At 60.3% G+C, this 16,852-nt stretch carries 14 protein-coding genes and 2 pseudogenes; 6 read left to right on the forward strand and 10 right to left on the reverse strand.

All coding sequences use genetic code 11. The features are described from left to right. Nucleotides 1-20 precede the first annotated feature (20 nt). The 4 genes from F2Q65_RS07625 to F2Q65_RS07640 all read left to right on the forward strand — a co-directional run bounded on the left by F2Q65_RS07625 (nucleotide 21) and on the right by F2Q65_RS07640 (nucleotide 7,713). On the forward strand, nucleotides 21-947 hold the full coding sequence (locus tag F2Q65_RS07625) for an FRG domain-containing protein (protein ID WP_150092032.1): 927 nt from the start codon (nucleotides 21-23) through the stop codon (nucleotides 945-947). An 11-nt stretch (nucleotides 948-958) separates the two neighbouring features. Then, complete coding sequence (locus F2Q65_RS07630) at nucleotides 959-4,069, forward strand: type I restriction endonuclease subunit R (RefSeq protein WP_150092035.1); 3,111 nt, start codon at nucleotides 959-961, stop codon at nucleotides 4,067-4,069. 145 nt (nucleotides 4,070-4,214) lie between these two features. After that, complete coding sequence (locus F2Q65_RS07635; protein ID WP_150092037.1) at nucleotides 4,215-5,231, forward strand: Fic family protein; 1,017 nt, start codon at nucleotides 4,215-4,217, stop codon at nucleotides 5,229-5,231. 82 nt (nucleotides 5,232-5,313) lie between these two features. Further along, a complete protein-coding gene (locus F2Q65_RS07640; protein ID WP_150092039.1) occupies nucleotides 5,314-7,713 on the forward strand; it encodes a TOTE conflict system archaeo-eukaryotic primase domain-containing protein in 2,400 nt (799 codons plus the stop codon). A 14-nt stretch (nucleotides 7,714-7,727) separates the two neighbouring features. Here F2Q65_RS07640 and F2Q65_RS07645 read toward each other — a convergent pair whose 3' ends face one another. From F2Q65_RS07645 to tnpA, 6 genes and pseudogenes are all read right to left on the reverse strand, one after another. Then, nucleotides 7,728-9,053 carry an ATP-binding protein gene (locus F2Q65_RS07645; RefSeq protein WP_150092041.1) on the reverse strand — a complete coding sequence of 442 codons (1,326 nt, stop codon included), beginning with the start codon at nucleotides 9,051-9,053 and terminating at the stop codon, nucleotides 7,728-7,730. A 202-nt stretch (nucleotides 9,054-9,255) separates the two neighbouring features. After that, nucleotides 9,256-9,705: an integrase core domain-containing protein gene (locus F2Q65_RS07650; protein WP_211353988.1), complete on the reverse strand. Its 450-nt coding sequence runs from the start codon at nucleotides 9,703-9,705 to the stop codon at nucleotides 9,256-9,258. Further along, a complete protein-coding gene (locus F2Q65_RS19635) occupies nucleotides 9,702-9,977 on the reverse strand; it encodes a hypothetical protein (protein WP_211353989.1) in 276 nt (91 codons plus the stop codon). Before F2Q65_RS19635 ends, F2Q65_RS07650 begins: the two co-directional genes overlap by 4 nt. 9 nt (nucleotides 9,978-9,986) lie before the next feature. Then, entirely contained in the window at nucleotides 9,987-11,573 is a 1,587-nt protein-coding gene (gene tnpC / locus F2Q65_RS07655) for an IS66 family transposase (RefSeq protein ID WP_246156048.1), read from the reverse strand. Then, complete coding sequence (gene tnpB / locus F2Q65_RS07660; protein WP_211353990.1) at nucleotides 11,510-11,941, reverse strand: IS66 family insertion sequence element accessory protein TnpB; 432 nt, start codon at nucleotides 11,939-11,941, stop codon at nucleotides 11,510-11,512. The genes tnpC and tnpB overlap by 64 nt, the downstream gene beginning before the upstream one ends. Nucleotides 11,942-11,952: 11 nt before the next feature. Next, nucleotides 11,953-12,246: pseudogene (gene tnpA, locus F2Q65_RS20390) on the reverse strand (IS66 family insertion sequence element accessory protein TnpA); the annotation flags it as partial. A gap of 164 nt (nucleotides 12,247-12,410) precedes the next feature. Between tnpA and F2Q65_RS07665 the strand changes: the two are divergent. Together F2Q65_RS07665 and F2Q65_RS07670 are read left to right on the forward strand one after the other, a co-directional pair. Next, nucleotides 12,411-13,052: a hypothetical protein gene (locus tag F2Q65_RS07665; RefSeq protein ID WP_150092045.1), complete on the forward strand. Its 642-nt coding sequence runs from the start codon at nucleotides 12,411-12,413 to the stop codon at nucleotides 13,050-13,052. A gap of 799 nt (nucleotides 13,053-13,851) precedes the next feature. Further along, on the forward strand, nucleotides 13,852-15,021 hold the full coding sequence (locus F2Q65_RS07670) for a Fic family protein (protein ID WP_150092047.1): 1,170 nt from the start codon (nucleotides 13,852-13,854) through the stop codon (nucleotides 15,019-15,021). A 661-nt stretch (nucleotides 15,022-15,682) separates the two neighbouring features. Here the strand turns inward: F2Q65_RS07670 and F2Q65_RS07675 are convergent. From F2Q65_RS07675 to F2Q65_RS20395, 4 genes and pseudogenes are all read right to left on the reverse strand, one after another. Next, nucleotides 15,683-16,099 (reverse strand): hypothetical protein, encoded by a 417-nt coding sequence (locus tag F2Q65_RS07675; RefSeq protein WP_150092049.1) that lies wholly within the window; start codon nucleotides 16,097-16,099, stop codon nucleotides 15,683-15,685. 77 nt (nucleotides 16,100-16,176) lie between these two features. Further along, nucleotides 16,177-16,383 (reverse strand): hypothetical protein, encoded by a 207-nt coding sequence (locus F2Q65_RS19640; protein WP_211353991.1) that lies wholly within the window; start codon nucleotides 16,381-16,383, stop codon nucleotides 16,177-16,179. A 47-nt stretch (nucleotides 16,384-16,430) separates the two neighbouring features. Next, on the reverse strand, nucleotides 16,431-16,562 hold the full coding sequence (locus F2Q65_RS20165; RefSeq protein ID WP_281291008.1) for a hypothetical protein: 132 nt from the start codon (nucleotides 16,560-16,562) through the stop codon (nucleotides 16,431-16,433). A gap of 168 nt (nucleotides 16,563-16,730) precedes the next feature. After that, nucleotides 16,731-16,811 (reverse strand): annotated as a pseudogene (locus tag F2Q65_RS20395) (hypothetical protein); the annotation flags it as partial. Nucleotides 16,812-16,852: the final 41 nt, after the last annotated feature.

A 16,852-nucleotide genomic window follows, 5' to 3' on the forward strand; every position in this document is an offset into this window, starting at 1 on the left:
GATGTTCGGGAGGCGGTAGCATGAACGAGTTCACCATCAACAGCTTTGAAGAGTATCTCCGAATCGTTAGTGACGATATCGGCGTCACCGATCAAAAAGGCCAGCGCAAGCGCCGCTATTTTCGCGGCCAGACCAAGCGGGCCTTCGAAGGTTATGACCTAAAACCCTCCATCGGTCGCTATGCCCACCTGAACAGCCTGCCGCCCGCCGAGCGCGACCGGCTGGAAAACGAGGTGCTGGAGACCTTCAGCAACCACCTGCTCACCTATGTGAATCACCTGCCGCGCAATGACTGGGAGGCACTGGCCATCGCCCAGCACCACGGCCTGCCGACCCGTTTCATGGACTGGACCACCAACCCGCTGGTGGCGCTCTACTTTGCCTGCCGTGATTCCAAGAAAGACAAGGCCGGCAACCCGCACGACAGCGCCGTTTATGTGCTGATCAGCGAGCCGCCGCGCTTCAGCGAATTGCGCCGCCAGCAGAAGAACGGCGCGGCCAGCGCGGAGGAGCCGGAATCCGCTGCGCCCGTTTCAGGCGACGACGACGGCTACGACGACTTCGGGCTGGATGAAAGCGGCGAACCGCTGGTGCTCGCGGACGACGAGCTGGAAACGGCCACCGCCACCCGGCCCCGTACACAGCCGGAACCCACCAAAGAAGGCGAGCTGTCGCCCTTCGACATCAGCGGTAACGTCATCTACGACCCGCCGCACGTCTCGCCGCGCATCCGCGCTCAGGACGGGGTACTGCTGGCCTGCCATCAGCCGATGCAGCCTCTGGAGGAAAAGGACGTGCTCGAGCTGGTGATCAGTCAAGCCGCCCATGACGACATTCGCCGCCGACTGGACCAGTACGGCGTCTTTGACAAACAGCTGTTCCCCGATCTCGACGGCATCGCCAAGTGGCTCAAGTATCGGGTGTTCAAGATCAACGGAATGACCTGAGGGGAAGCGCTATGAGCCAGACCACCGAAAAAGCCTTCGAATCCTACGTGGAGCAAATGCTGCTAGCCAAGGGCTGGCAACCGGGCAACGTGAGCGGCTGGGACCGGGAGCGGGCGTTCTTCCCGCATGCGATCACCGATTTTATTGCCGCCACCCAGCCGCAGCTGTGGGAGGCGATGCGCACCCAGCACGGGACGCAACTGGAGGCGATGCTGCTCTCCACCCTGGTCAAGGAGCTGGCCATTAAGGGCTCCCTGCATGTGCTGCGCCACGGCTTCAAGTTCTACGGCAAGACCTTCCGGCTGGCCTACTTCAAACCCGCCCATGGCCTCAATGAGGAGGTGCTGGCGCAGTACCGGGCCAACCAGCTCACCGTCACCCGGCAGGTGCCCTGCCATCCGGGCGACCACTCCACCGTTGACCTAGTCTTTGCCGTAAACGGCCTGCCGGTGGGGACCTGCGAGCTGAAAAACCCCTGGACCGGCCAGAGCTGGCGCCATGCGGTGCGCCAGTACAAGGAGGACCGCAACCCGCGCGCGCCGTTGTTCGAGTTCAAGCAGCGGGCGCTGGTGCACTTTGCCGCCGACCCGGACGAGGTGCACATGGCCACCCGGCTGGCCGGGGGCAAGACCTTCTTCCTCCCCTTCAATCGCGGCAGCCACCCCGGCGAGGTGCAGTGCGGCGCGGGCAACCCGCAGCACCCTTCCGGCTACCGCAGCGGCTATTTTTGGGAAGAGGTGCTGGAGCGCGAGAGCTTCCTTGACATTCTCGGCCACTTTATCTTCATCGAGAAGAAGGAAGAGAAGGTGGACGACGGCAAAGGCGGCAGCCGCATGGTGAGCCGGGAAGCGATGATCTTCCCGCGTTACCACCAGCTCGACGCCACCCGCAAACTGATCGTTGCCGCCCGCGCCGAGGGGCCGGGGCAGAACTACCTGATCCAGCATTCGGCAGGCAGCGGCAAGACCAACTCCATCTCCTGGCTGTCGCACCGGCTGGCGAGCCTGCACGATGGCGACGATCACAAGGTGTTCGACTGTGTGATCGTCATCACCGACCGGCAGGTGCTCGACCGCCAGTTGCAGGATGCCATCTACCAGATTGAACACGCCCAGGGGGTGGTCAAGGCCATCGATCAGGATTCGAAGCAGCTGGCCGAGGCGTTGATCGACGGCACCCGGATCGTCGTCACCACCTTGCAGAAGTTCCCCTTTGTGCTGCGCGGCCTGCTCCATGCCGCTGGGGCCGAGAGCGCGGACGCGCCGGATGAAGCGGCCAAGGCACAGGCCAAGGCCTGGGAGGCGGAGATTGGCAAGCGCCGTTATGCGGTGATTGTGGATGAGGCGCACTCCTCCCAGACCGGCGAGACGGCGCGGGAGCTGAAGGCGATTCTGGGTGCGAACACGGGTGGCAACGGCGACGAGGAGGAGTCGGACTGGGAAGACCGCCTGAATGAGGTGATGGCCTCGCGCGGTCGGCAACAAAATTTGAGCTTTTTCGCCTACACCGCTACCCCCAAAGGCAAGACGCTGGAGCTGTTTGGCCGCACCGGGGTCAGCGGCAAGCCGGAACCCTTCCACCTCTACAGCATGCGCCAGGCCATTGAGGAACGGTTCATCCTCGACGTGTTGCAGAACTACACCACCTACAAGACCTACTTCAAACTGGTCAAGGCGGTGGAAGACGATCCCGATCTGCCGAAGAAGAAGGCGGCGCGGGCGCTGGCCAAGTTCCTGGTGATGCACCCGACCAATATTGCCCAGAAGATCGAGGTGATCGTCGAGCACTTCCGCAACCATGTCCGCACCCACCTGGGCGGGCGGGCCAAAGCGATGGTGGTCACCAGTTCGCGTCTTCAGGCGGTGAAGTACATGGAGGCCTTTCAGCGTTACATCGGCGAACACGGTTACGACGACATCCGGCCGCTGGTGGCCTTCAGCGGCAAGGTGCGCGACCCGGAAACCGGCCTGGAATACACCGAACCGGGGATGAATACCGATGTGGTGAGCGGCAAGCCGATCAGCGAAAAGCAGCTGCCGGAACGCTTCGCCTCGCCCGATTACCAGGTGCTGCTGGTGGCCAACAAGTACCAGACCGGCTTCGACCAGCCTCTGCTGATGGCGATGTACGTGGACAAGCGGCTCGACGGTGTGCAGGCGGTACAGACCCTGTCGCGCCTCAACCGCATGATACCAGGCAAGGAGACGCCCTTCGTACTCGATTTCGTCAACGAGGCCGAGGACATCTACCGCGCCTTCAAGCCCTACTACGATGCCACCAGCCTGCAGGAGAGCTCCGACCCCACCCAGCTCGAACAGCTCAAGCACGAGCTGGATGCCTTTCAGGTCTACCACTGGAACGAGGTGGAGGCCTTTGCCCGCATCTTCTACCGGGTGCCGGGCAAACAAAACCCCGCCGACCACGCCCACCTGCAGCGCCATCTGCAACCGGCAATGGATCGCTTCAAGGCGATGGAGGACGAGGAACAGCGCAACGAATTCCGTGACAAGCTGAGCGGCTACGTGAAGGTGTATAGCTTCCTGAGCCAGATCATCCCCTACGGCGACCCCGACCTGGAGATGCTCTACAGCTTCGGCCGGTTCCTGCTGCCCCACCTGCCTCTGGAGCGTGACACCAGCGCAGTCAAGCTGGGTGACGAAGTGGGCCTGCAGTACTACCGCCTGCAACGGGTCTTTTCCGGGGCCATCGAACTGCGCGAGGGCGAAGGCGAGTACGGCGTGAAGAGCCCCACGGACGTCGGCACCGGCAAGGCCAAGGAGGAGAAAGCACCACTTTCGGAGATCATCGAGGTGCTGAACGACCGCTTTGGCACCAATTTTACCGAGGAGGACCGGTTGTTCTTCGAGCAGATCAAAGAGAAGGCCACCAATACCCCGGAAGTGGTCCGCCTGCGCCAGGCCAACCCCTTCGATAAATTTCAGTTGGGCCTGCGTCAGATGCTGGAAGACCTGATGATTCAGCGCATGAATGAGAACGACAAGATCGTCTCGCGCTACATGGATGACAAAGCCTTTGAGGACGCGGCCTTTGCGGTGCTTTCGAAGGTGATTTACGACACCATCCCGGCAACGGATGCGGTGGATTCTGGTGGTGAGCGATGAAAACCTTTCTGCCTCAATTCCCCATCACAAACCGCATGACCCAGGCGATCACCCGCATCGAACGGGCATCTGTTGCGTGGAATCGTGTTGAGCTGGGGCACTGCGCGACATGGTTTGCGCCGCTTCAATTAGCGAGGGAGGCGACATGAAATATCAGCCCCCCTACACCATCACTCCGGCGATTGTGAATCTGGTCGCCGAGATCGGCGAGATCATCGGCCGCTACACCGTGCTGGCCGAACAGAACCTGACTCCGCGCCTGCGCCGTGAGAACCGCATCCGCACCATCCAGGCCTCGCTGGCCATTGAGAACAACACGCTCACCCTTGAACAGGTGACCGCCGTGATTGAGGGCAAACGGGTTTTGGGACACCCCCGCGAAATTCAGGAGGTGCGTAACGCCTTTGCGACCTACGAAGCCATGGAGGAATGGGACGTCAGTGTCGAGAAGGATCTGTTGGCGGCGCACGAGTTGTTAATGCGCGGGCTGGTGGATGAAACAGGTCGATATCGATCCGGCGGGGTCGGCATCTTCCGGGGAGAACAGCTGGTTCACATGGCTCCACCTGCTGATCGTGTGCCCAAGCTGATGGCGGATCTGCTGGATTGGCTGGCAACTACCCGCGAGCATCCCTTGGTGGCCAGTTGCATTTTTCACTACGAGTTCGAATTCATCCACCCCTTTGCTGACGGCAACGGCCGCATGGGTCGGTTGTGGCAAACCTTGATTCTCCGGAACTGGAAGCCGCTGCTGGCCTACCTGCCGGTGGAGACCGTAATCCGTGATCGCCAGGAAGATTATTACCGGGTAATCGCGGTGGCCGACAGCCAAGCGGATGCCACTCCTTTTGTCGAGTTCATGCTGGGTGCGCTGCGCGATGCCGTGCGCGAGGCTGTGTCGACCGACCATGTAGGCGACCAAGTAACCGACCAAGTAGCGGCATTGATCCGTGCGATTGGGATCGGCGAGTTGGGCAGCAACGATTTGATGCAGGCTTTGGGTTTGTCACACCGGCCCACGTTCCGGAACAACTACCTCAACCCGGCCATGGAAGACGAGTGGATCGAACGTACCCAACCCGATTCCCCGCGCAGCCCGACTCAGCGCTATCGGTTGACCGGTAAAGGCCATCGGTGGCTGCAACACCATGCCGACGAGTAGAGGGATACTTGCGACAAACTCGCGACATGGCTTGTGACAACCGGGCCATGGCATATCAGGTCGATGGAGATATTGACAAGAGATGGTATCGGGTGGCGAACAAGACGAACTACGGCGACTGCGCGAGGAGAACACCCGCCTCAAGGAACTGCTGACCCAGCACGGTATCGCCTGGCAAGAACCGACCATCCCTAAACCAGTCCCCGCCCCGACTGAATCCGCACCAGCCCAAACCCATTTCAGCACCGACGACAAGATCGCCCTGTTTCGCCGTCTGTTCCGGGGGCGGGAGGATGTCTACCCCCAACGCTGGGAGTCGGCCAAAGGCACGTCAGGCTATTCACCGGCCTGCGGTAACGAGTGGAAGCCCGGTATCTGTCACAAGCCCCGGGTGAAATGCGGCGACTGTAACCAGCGCCAATTGCTGCCCGTGACCGATCAGGTGATCTACGACCATTTGGCCGGAAAACAGACCATCGGCCTCTATCCGCTCCTGATCGATGACAGTTGCTACTTTCTGGCGGCAGATTTCGATGAGGCCGACTGGCGGGAAGATGCCAAGGCTTTCCAGCAATCCTGTCGGGAGCTCGGCATTCCGGCAGCGCTGGAGATTTCACGCTCCGGCAATGGCGCTCACGCCTGGATCTTTTTTGCCGAGCCGATTCCGGCCCGCGAGGCCCGGCAGCTCGGGGCCGCACTGATCAGCCACACCTGCGACCGCACCCGGCAATTGTCCCTGACCAGCTACGACCGCCTGTTTCCCAACCAGGACACCATGCCCAAGGGCGGCTTCGGCAATCTGATCTCGCTGCCCCTGCAGAAACAGCCGAGGGAATTAGGGCGCAGCGTGTTCGTTGATGAACAACTGCAACCACATTCAGACCAATGGGCTTTTCTGGCATCCATCCGTCCCATGTCTCGGCGGGACTTGGAAGACGCCATCTTGCGGGCCAGCGGTGGCCGCAATCCCCTTGATGTGGCCTTTGCCACCGAGGAAGATGACAGCAAGCCATGGCAACGGCCATCTCCTGTACCCGCACGGATTACCGATCCACTGCCGGAATCATTGACCCTGGTGCTGGCCAACCAGATTTTCATCGCCAAAGCCGATCTGCCGCAGCCACTGGCCAATCGCCTGATCCGGCTCGCCGCCTTCCAGAATCCGGAATTCTACAAGGCCCAGGCCATGCGTCTGCCGGTGTGGAACAAGCCGCGAATAGTCGGCTGCGCCGAAAATTTTCCCCAGCATATCGGCCTGCCGCGAGGCTGCCTCGATGCGGTGCTCGATCTGTTACAGGAGAACGATATTCGTCCGGAGCTACAGGACGAGCGCTTGGCGGGACGGAAGGTGACGGCCAAATTCACCGGCACCTTGCGAAAGGATCAGAAAGCGGCGGTGCGGGAGACGCACAAACACGAGGTTGGCGTGCTCTGCGCCCCGACGGCTTTCGGCAAGACCGTCACCGCCGCCGCCCTGATCGCTCGGCGCAAGGTCAGCACGCTGGTGATGGTCCATCGCACCGAATTGCTGCGCCAGTGGCAGGAGCGGTTGACTGGATTTCTGGAAATCCCCAAAGGGGGATTGGGCGTCATCGGCGGCGGCAAGAAGAAGCCATCCGGCAAGATCGATATAGCCGTCATGCAGTCTCTTTCCCGCCGGGAAGATCTGGGCGAGCTGCTCGACCAGTACGGGCAGATCATTATCGACGAATGCCATCACCTGTCGGCGTTCTCCTTCGAGACTATCCTCAAGCAGGCCAAGGCGAAATTTGTTGTGGGCCTGACCGCCACACCGATACGGCGCGATGGGCATCAACCGATCATCTTCATGCAGTGCGGGCCGATCCGCCATAGTGCCGCCAGGCCGGAAACCGCCCCGGCGAAATTGGAGGTCTGGCCGAAGGTGCTGCCCGCACCGGAAATCCCGCCGGATTCACCAATTCAGGATGTGTTCCGCATCCTCGCGGGCGATGTGACCCGCAACCGGCGTATCGCCGGGGATGTGCTGGCCGCCTACCGCTCAGGGCGAAAGGTGTTGGTGCTTACCGAACGAACGGATCATCTGCCGCTGTTGCAAGAGGCGCTGGGAGATGAGGTCGAACACTGCTTTGTCCTGCATGGCCGTTTGTCAAAGAAGCAGCGAACGGCTGTGTTCGCGGAACTGGATGCGTTGGATGAGTCGGCACCGAGGGTGCTGCTCGCCACCGGCCGCCTGATCGGCGAAGGATTCGACCATCCACCGCTCGACACCCTGGTGTTGGCTATGCCGATCTCCTGGAAGGGAACCTTGCAGCAGTACGCCGGACGCCTGCACCGGGAACACGCCGACAAGCAGGATGTGCGTATCTACGACTATGCCGAGACCGATCAGCCCCAGCTCAGCCGCATGTGGAACAAACGTCAGCGCGGCTACCGAGCCATGGGGTACGAGATCAAACCGATGGAGACCGTAGGTTTAGGAAACGGCACGATTTTAAAATAAGGCGAGCCGCTATTTTAGGTTAGCGGCTCCATCTCCAGCAGAAACCGCCAGACCGGCAGTGCCTGAATGGTGCCGAAGCCCACGGGGATGGCTTCATCGGTGCGCCAGGTGACGATGGTTCCCTCCGCCACCGCCAGATCGACCATGGCTTCGGAGAGGGAGCGGACTTCGCTCTGCTTGACGCGGGGATCGGCCAGCGCGGCGCAGACCTGGATCAGCATTACGGCTCGATCCTGTCCCGGCCCTGACGGTAGCAGCGCGACAAGGTCCACCTCCCGGCCTGTCTTGGTCTTGTGGTAGAAAATCTTCGGGGTCACACGGCGCAGAGCGACGAATACCAGATTTTCCAGCAGGCTGTCGCGGTTGGTGAGAATGCCGGAGTTGACCGAGGTCACCAGTGCGTGGTCGATACAGTAGACCTTGCGGGGATTGACGCTGATCCGGGTCGGCGAGTTTGAAAAGATGTTCACGTTGAACAGCAGTCCGGCATCCTCGAACGCGGTGAGCCAGTCCACCACCGAGTTTTTGCGCACCCGGTGGCCAAGAGATTTTAGGAAATCGGTCAGGTGGCTGACGGAATAATAGGAGCCGGTGTTGTCCACCAGCCAATGGGCCAGATCGATCACCGCCCGAGGGTGTGAAAGGTTGTGGTGGCCGATGATGCTGGCGAGGATGGCGTTCCAGTTGGCCTGATGGACTTCAACGCACTGCCGCTGGTCGAGGCCGTTCACGCCGGGGAAGCCGCCGATCTCCCAGTAGTCCTCGAACGCTTTCTGGATAGTCAGCGGCTGCTTCGTGGATAAAGGGCTGTCACACTCGATGTCCTTGCCGTCGAGGAACTCATGGAACGAAAATGGGAAAATCTCCCAGGAGACGATCCGGCCGCTCAAAGGGCTGGTGGCTTCGCCCTCCGGTGAAGGCAGCAAGGAACCGACGACGTTGATTTCGCATTTCTCGGTACGCAAAAGGCGGTCGATGAAGAGCTGCCAGTGCGTGAGCGCCTGAATCTCATCAAAGAAGCAGTGAACCGTCTCGTTGCCGCGCTTCTGTGGATGGAGCTCGAAATAGGCCTCCAGGATGATGTCCGGGTTTTCGTGCCGCATCCAGTAAAACCGGTCATCGGCAAAGTCGAGATAGAGGATGTTTTCGCTGGGAACCCCGCAGTCAATCAACTGCCGGATACGCTGGCGCAGTAGGGTGGCCTTGCCGCTCCCCCTGACGCCGGTGACCACCGAAACCTTGCCAGGCAGGCTGCCAATGGCAACACGTCTGGGAAGTAGCCCTTCCGGTGGCTCAAGGTTCTGGTATTCGCGGATGATTCGTTTCAGGCATTCGATCATGACATGGCCCGGCGCTCCCTGTTTGTTTGGCAACCGGTGTCATTCATGCTTGGCGTGCCGGAAAAAGCAAATGGTTTGTCGAAACGGCAGGCCTTTCCATTCGATTCCGCTTTTGGGAACCGAACCGCCGTCCGTAATCTTTTCCGGAAGCAATCACGCTTTGCGGAAAACGGGCGCGGATGTTACATAGAGGAAGTGCGGTTTACGCCGCTTCCCGCTCATACCAAGCGACAATGCCGCCGAGTCGCTCCTGCCGTTTGACCGGGCCTGAGGATGTGTGCCGGAAATCGGCGGAGATGACGTTGTTGCCGGCGCCCTGGTGGGGCCGCTGGGTGTGGTAGTAATCGAGCCAGACGCGGTTGATGTGGGCTAGCTGGCCAAGACCCAAACAGACAAAGTGGTTCAGGCACTGGTGCTTGAAGGTGCCGATGAAGGATTCACAGAAGGCGTTGGCCTGCGGCGCTTTCGGCGGGATGCGGATGCAGCGCACCCCGGCCCGCTTCCAGAAGGCATCGAACTGCTTGGTGAACTTGGTGTCGCGGTCATGAACCAGGTATCGAGCCTCAATGCCGTGGTCGTCGAGCCACATGGTCACATTCCGTGCCTGCTGCATCACCCAGGCCTCGTCGGGATGAAAGGTTGGTTGGCTCAAGTGACCCAGCGGCTGCCGAGATGCAGGAAGACCAGCACATAACCATCGAGCTTGCCGCGCAGGGTGTAGACCGGTTTGGTGAAGAAATCACAGGCCACCAGCGATTCCATGTGGGCACTGACGAACTTCGACCAGGGAAGGGCGGGCCTGCTCTTGGTCTTCTCAGGCGGCGGCGGGCAATCTGAGCGCTTGAGGATGTCGCGGATGGTGGTGAGTCCGACCGAAATGCCGAGTTTCTTCAGTTCGCCGAAGATGCGCTTGTATCCGGCCATTCCAGGCCGTCATTGCGTTTCTGAATCCGATTGTTTTAGTGCCAAGTCCGAACGCAACGGCGCCTTGGCAAAGCGTTCTTTCCACAGCCTTGGCGTGAGCGCGATGACATCGCGATTCGGATGCAGACTGACCCGCTGCAGGACATCGACCAGGTAGACGTAGGGATCCACCCCCTGCATGCGACAGGTAGTCAGCAGGCTTTGGATGACGCCAACCTGCTTGGCGCCGACCTCTGACCAACAGAACAACCAGTTGCGCCGACCCATGGGAATCACCCGCAGCGCACGCTCCAGGTGATTGGTATCCGGCGGCACCTCGGGATCACTCAGGAACACCCGCAACGGTGCCTCTCGCTTGGTGGCGTAGGCGAGCGCCTTGGTCAGCGGGTTGCTGGGCGTCAGATCCAGCCGCTGTCGCTGTTCGTGACACCAGGCGAAGAAGCGATCGACCACCGGCAGGCTGTGCAACGCACGATAGTCGCGCTTTTGCGCTCCGGTCAGGTCCTTGTCGCGCATCTGCTGCTCGATCACATAGAGCGCGGCGATGAGCTCGAGGGCTTCGGCCGTGGCTTCAGGTTCCAGCTGTTCGGCCTTGAGGAACTCACGGCGCGTGTGCACCCAGCACTGCGCCTGGGTGACCTGATCGCGCTGCTTGGCATAGCAGTCATAGGCGCTATAGCCATCCGACAGCAAGGTGCCGGCAGAGTCGCCCAGCACGGACTCAAGGTGCTGCGTTGCCCGTGTCGGCGAATAGGTGAAGACGATCTCCTCATCCTCGCCGAAGACCGGCCAGAACCAGCCCTGATGCAGTTTGCCCTTGCCTTGCATGCCGGCCTTGATCGGCGTCTCGTCGACCGCCAGCACCCGGCTTTGCAGGATATGCTGCAGCTGCGCATCGACGATGGGTTCGAGCAGGGCGATGCTGCGCTTGACCCAGTTGGTCAGGGTGCTGCGACTGAGCGTGATGCCGGCATCGGCCAGGCGCTGATGCTGGCGATACAGGGGCAAGTGATAGGCAAACTTGTCGACCAGGATACCGGCCAGGACGCTGACGTCGGCGATGCAGCCGGGGAAGACGGCGCTCGGCATCGGCGGGCTGATCAGCGCCTCGCTGGCCTTGTGCTTGATGATCGGGCGGATGTACTCCAGCACCACATAGCTGCCCGGGCGCTGGGCCAGCCGATAGCTGCGTTTCTCACCGATGGTGTCGTACTGATCGGCCTCGGGGCCGCGCAATTGCGCCGGGGTGAGCGCGATGGACTCGAGCGGGACATCTGCGCTGAAGCGCAGGCCCTCAGCAGTGACATCCGCCTCACTGCGCGGCTTCTTGCCCTGGCGTCGCTGATAGGTGATGGTGTCCGTCGGCTCGGCCTTGGCCGGCTGACCGACCAGGCCTTCGAACAGCGAACCCTGGTCGGGATTGGCCTCGATCAGGCGTTTCTCGCTTTTTTGGCCGAACAGTTGGCGCTTGAACCAGTCCAGTTGCTGCTCGAGCGACTGGATGGTGTCGCGCAGCTGGCGATTTTCCGCGATCAGCGCGGCGCTGTTGCCGGGTCTTCCCCGGGCGCTCTGATCGATGTCGATGGCGTTCGGCATGTGCCTGATTTTACATCAAAACCCGTCGATTTTCGATAGCGCTTATAGCGTCGAATCGAGCGCCAGTCGATGCCTTCGAGCAGGCAGGTCAAGGCCGTCGGATCCAGGGCCTGTTTGTCACCGCGCGCCGCATCCCAATGGAACTGGCCACGCTCGAGGCGCTTGCTCCAGAGGCAGTAGCCGGTGCGATCGAAGTACAGCACCTTCATCTGCGTGCGTTTGCGATTGATGAAGGCGAACAGCTGTCCGCTGAGCGGGTCTTCGGCCAGTTGCTGCTTGACCAGGGCTGCTAAGCCATCGAAGGATTTGCGCATGTCGGTCGGCGGCGTATAGAGCCAGATGCGCACGCCGCTGTCAGGAAACCACATCACCGCACCACTCAGCGCTGTTGCAGGCGCAGGATCAGGCCTGGGCCGAGTTCGAGTTCCAGGTCCCAGCGGCCGGTGGGGGTCGCTGATGAACGCTTCGATGTCAGCGGCGGTTGCGGCGGCTGCGCCGGCAGCGTCAGTTCGATCAGCTCGGGCGCGGCGGTGGCTGGCCTCCGCTGTGCTGCGGCGCCTTGCGCTTGCAGCGCACGTCGACGCTGGGTGAAGGTGGCGTACTTGATGCCCTTTGCCTTGCAGAAGGCGCGCTGGCTCAGGCCGCTCGCTGCCCAGTCGTCAAAGAGTGCCTGCCATTGCTGCGTGGTGCCCGGGGCGCGTACTGGGTGGTCGCTGTGCCCATGGGTGACTCCCGTTGTTGGATGACGGGGTCACAGTAGGCCAGTTAACCAGGGCCGGGAAGAACGGTCGGGTTTGACCGCTTACGATTCGGGGAGCTTGGATTTCAGGCTGCCCGATGCGTGAGATTCTTGAATTGACCGATGAGGCAGATGACGCGTGCAAGGAGGCCTATGGTTTTCAGTTCCCTTGGCTGATCCACGCCGCTGCACAGCAGCTCAAACAGATCGGAAACGAAGAGTTATCGGAGATTCTTGCGGCCATCGCACTCTTGGTTGAGCTTGGCGTTCCTTCAGAAAAGGCCGCATGGGCCTTTCTTGCCGGAGTGCGTTCGCGTGCGTCTGCTACGGAACTGGCTTCGTGTGATATAGATATTGGGAATTCACCATCCATGGTCCGTAAAAAGCTTCGTGAGCTAGACACATTCGCGGCATTGCGCTGCCAGGTCAGCGAGCAGACTCAGGCTTGGCTTGATCTCCATTGGTCCAATTTCGATAGTGAACCAGCCAATATCCCATCGTTCCCCAGGTTTACTCTGGAGAAGATACCCGACGCTGGTACGATCTTAGTTCGTCGTTACAATCAGAGCACGTATCTATGCAGTCCGGACGGACTCCAGAGGATGGCGGTTAAAGTTTCAGAAGAATGGCCATTTGATCGCATTGCCAATGATTACCGATTTGCTTTTACAAGGGCGACTGACGGGAGTTTTGATTTGATCAGTCGTGACCCTCGGATAGAACTGATTCAGCCTGAATAGCCAAGGTGTTCTCAGGAACAAGGAGGGGCAAGCTGACGTGATCCGTTCGATTCCCGTTTTGGGAACCGAACCGGCGTCCGAAAACTGGATTCGAAGTTGTTGCTGCTCGACGCCAGGTATCCGGTTTTACTGCAAACCCGTCACCCTCGTCCGGTGCAGGGAAATCAGGGGAGAAATTCGTTTCTCTGGTCTGGTTGGTGGGAAATGGTTGTGCGAGATGACTTCGGCGTTTATTATCAAGGAGTTACGAGGAGCGCGGGCTTTGAGGCTGTTTTGCGGTAGGTCGTCGCTCCCTCCGATTTTGCCGGTCTGAGAGCTAACGCAAATCGGACTCACCTCGAAAACGCAAAAATTATTCACCCCGATTTCCCGCGTTTCCGACCTTCCGCCGACACTGCCTCACACCGAAATCCCGATTTTACAATGGGTTGAGCGTCAAGCGCAGTTCAAGACGAGTTCGAGAGATTTTTCGGTGGAACGGAGAAAACGCACGTCCGAAAGCGACCCCGAAAAGGAAATGGGATTGAAACGGTACTTCCCTCCCCCGGAGAATGCCCATTCCGGCCAACGGCCCGAAACCCTTTGACAGCAGGGGCTTTCCGGCAACCGAAAAATCGGAGCCGTGGTTGTAATTTTTTTCCGCTTTAGCAAGTGCGTTGCGACGTCGAACGCTCGTCTGAGGAAATCGAAACGGCCAATCGGGAAATCCGCTTGATTTTTCCTTCTCGATTCTTTATTTTAGGATGTGCAGTGAAAATAAAATAAAGACGAACCTTATTTTAGGTTCGAGGCAGACAGGATGCAGCGAGAACTCCAAGGCAGATACGTGACCATATCGACGGTGGGTGAGAAGGCCCAGGCCTTCGTTCCCGCGCCGCTGCCGCCACGTCCACCCATCGACTGGTCGCCGGAGCTGCGCAGCAAGTTCGACCAGGCGCTGCTGGCGCTCGGGCATCTGGACAGTGTCTCGACCCTGCTGCCGGACACCTCGCTGTTCCTCTACATGTATGTTCGCAAGGAAGCGGTGCTCTCCTCCATGATCGAGGGGACGCAATCGTCGCTGTCCGACCTGCTGCTGTTCGAGCTGGATCAGGAACCCGGCGTCCCGCTGGATGACGTGCGGGAGGTCAGCAACTATGTTGCCGCCCTCGACCATGGCCTGCGCCTGCTGGAGGAAGGGCTGCCGCTGTCGCTGCGATTGTTCCGCGAGATCCACGGCGTGCTGCTGACCAAGGGACGGGGCAGCAATCAGACCCCGGGCGAGTTCCGGCGCAGCCAGAACTGGATCGGTGGCACCCGGCCGAGCAATGCGGCCTTTGTTCCGCCGCCTGCCGAAGAGGTACTGGAGTGCATGAGCAAGCTGGAACTCTTCCTCCATGACCAGCCGGAGCCGACCCCGGTGCTGCTCAAGGCGGCGCTGGCCCATGTGCAGTTCGAGACGATCCACCCGTTCCTCGACGGTAATGGCCGTCTGGGGCGTCTGCTGATCGCGCTGCTGCTATGCGAGCAGAAAGTGCTGCGGGAGCCGATGCTCTACCTCAGCCTCTATTTCAAGACGCACCGTCAGTATTACTACGAGTTGCTCAACAACGTACGGATGACCGGCGACTGGGAAGCTTGGCTCGATTTCTTCGCCGAGGCGGTCCTTGTCACTGCCACCCAGGCGGTGGAAACGGCGCAGCAGCTCCTGGACCTGTCGAACCAGGACCGCGTCAAGATCAGCGGCCTGGGACGGGCGGCTGCATCCACCCTGCAGGTCCACCGGGAGCTGATGGAGCATCCCATCGCCACCTCGGGTTCGCTGGTGGAGAAGACCGGCATCACCCCGGCCACGGTCAACAAGGCACTCGGCCACCTAGAGCAACTCGGCATCGTCAAGGAGCTGACCGCCCAGAAGCGCAACCGCCTGTTCAGCTACGCGGGCTATATCGAGATCATGAGTCGCGGCACGGAGCTGCCAGTCGGGTAGGCCAATTCGATTCGGTTTTCGGAATCGAATAAGATTCGTTGGGATGCTTTTCTTGGTATCCGTTCCCGTTGCAAACCCAGCATCCTCGTCCGGAGCTTGGAAATCGGGAGAGAAAAGTTGCTTCCCGGCTGGGAACTTGGGGCGTGACTCGACTTCCTATGTGAAACCCTTTTCTTTCAATGTGTTACGGGGTGGTTGGAGGCTGGAGACTAGGTTGCGGTCGAGAGCTGTTTGCTCCACCATTTACAAAAGACAAACCCGTCTCTCTGGGGTCAAACTCCGGGGTGACGGGTTTTCTTTTTCCCCTTGTTTCTAAAGGGTTTGCGCCCGTTTGACATCTTTCCAAATCCCCCCTCCGCACCATCGATTCTCCCCATCCTCCCGCCTTTCTTTCTCTGTTTGGCCCCTGATTCTCTGGCATCGAAGGACGAAGTCCGAAGCGCGTCCGGAAAGCTACATCCTTGATTGATATGGGTTTGCGGCTGATAGCCGTTTTTGGCGGTTGTCTTAGGTCATCGTTCGATGCCGCAACCGGACGTTTTTTTCGAAATCGCCCGCCACGTCCATGAAAAGAAGCGTGGTCAACTCCGCTTTCCTGCCCCCTAAAGAAGAAAAGCCGACGCTGATGGTCGGCTCTCTGGGGTGGTCTCCGGTCCGGTCGTCAGTCGGTTGCGAAGCCGAACTGGCGGCGCTGCTCGGCCCAGTCCTCGGGAAAGGTCTGGGTCAGTTTGGCCAGCGAGAGCCCGTTGGGTTCCTCGCCGTTGATCAGGGCTTCGATGATGTCGGGGGCCAGGGTCGTCAGCTTGAGAATGCGGGCCACATACGAGCCATCGACGTCAAGGGTACGGGCAAGCTCGCTGATGGACTTGATCTGGCCGGATTCGAGGATGTCGGCCCAGGAAAAGGCCCTTCCCAGCGCCTGGAGGATGGCGGACTGCACCGGTTCCTGCGCTCCGGTGATTTCTCCATCCAGGGCCTGGGGAGCGATGACCGTCTTGCGGCCACGCATGCGCCGGATCAGCATCGGAATGTGGATCTGCAGGTTGCCGTTGTCGGCAACGGTAATGGTCGGCTTCATTTTGTTCGCCCCGTCCCTGGGGCTCACCCCTTCGGGGCCGCCCTGACGGGCGTCTAAAATCGTTCCAGACGATTTTTTCATCGGCTTGCCCTCCGTTCAGTGACTTCGCATGCCAGACCGGCAAGCTCGGCGATGAGCGTTGTCAGCCCGTTGGTTCGCAGCTCCATGTCGATTCCGGTCTCGCGGATCTCGACCTTATCCACCAGGAGTCGGATGAGCCGGTTTCGCTCCACCGGGAAAAGGTCTTCCCAGAAGCCCTCGACATTCTGGAAGGCCTCCGACACATCCTGTTCCGTGATGCTGTTCCCTTGGTAGGCTCTGCATCGCTCGCTCACATGGTCAGTTGTTTCGAGAGCTCGACCGCCTGGCGATTGACCGTCGTCAGCATCTCGGTCTTGCCCGACTGATCGTTGCCGGACTTCATCAGTTCAAGTGCCTGCTCCCGCGCCTGCGACAGCTCCATCTCGAGTTGGGCTTTCTGCTTGAACAACCCCTCCCGCTCCGCCTGCTCGATGTCCCGGGCCGCGAAGTAAGTCTTGGCCACCAGCGTCGGTGTGCGGAACACCGCGCTCAACTGCTCGATTACCGCCTGCTCGATGTCCCCGGCGGGAATCCGTTTGAGCGGGCACCGGCTCACGGTCCGCTTGCTGTCTTTCTGGCAGATGTAATAGGTGTAGTGGCGTCCGTTCTTGCGAGCGTAAGTCGGTCCCATCGAGCAGCCGCAGTGGCCGCAGCGGATGACGCGTTTCAGCG

Source organism: Thiohalocapsa marina (assembly GCF_008632335.1).
GTDB lineage: Bacteria > Pseudomonadota > Gammaproteobacteria > Chromatiales > Chromatiaceae > Thiohalocapsa > Thiohalocapsa marina.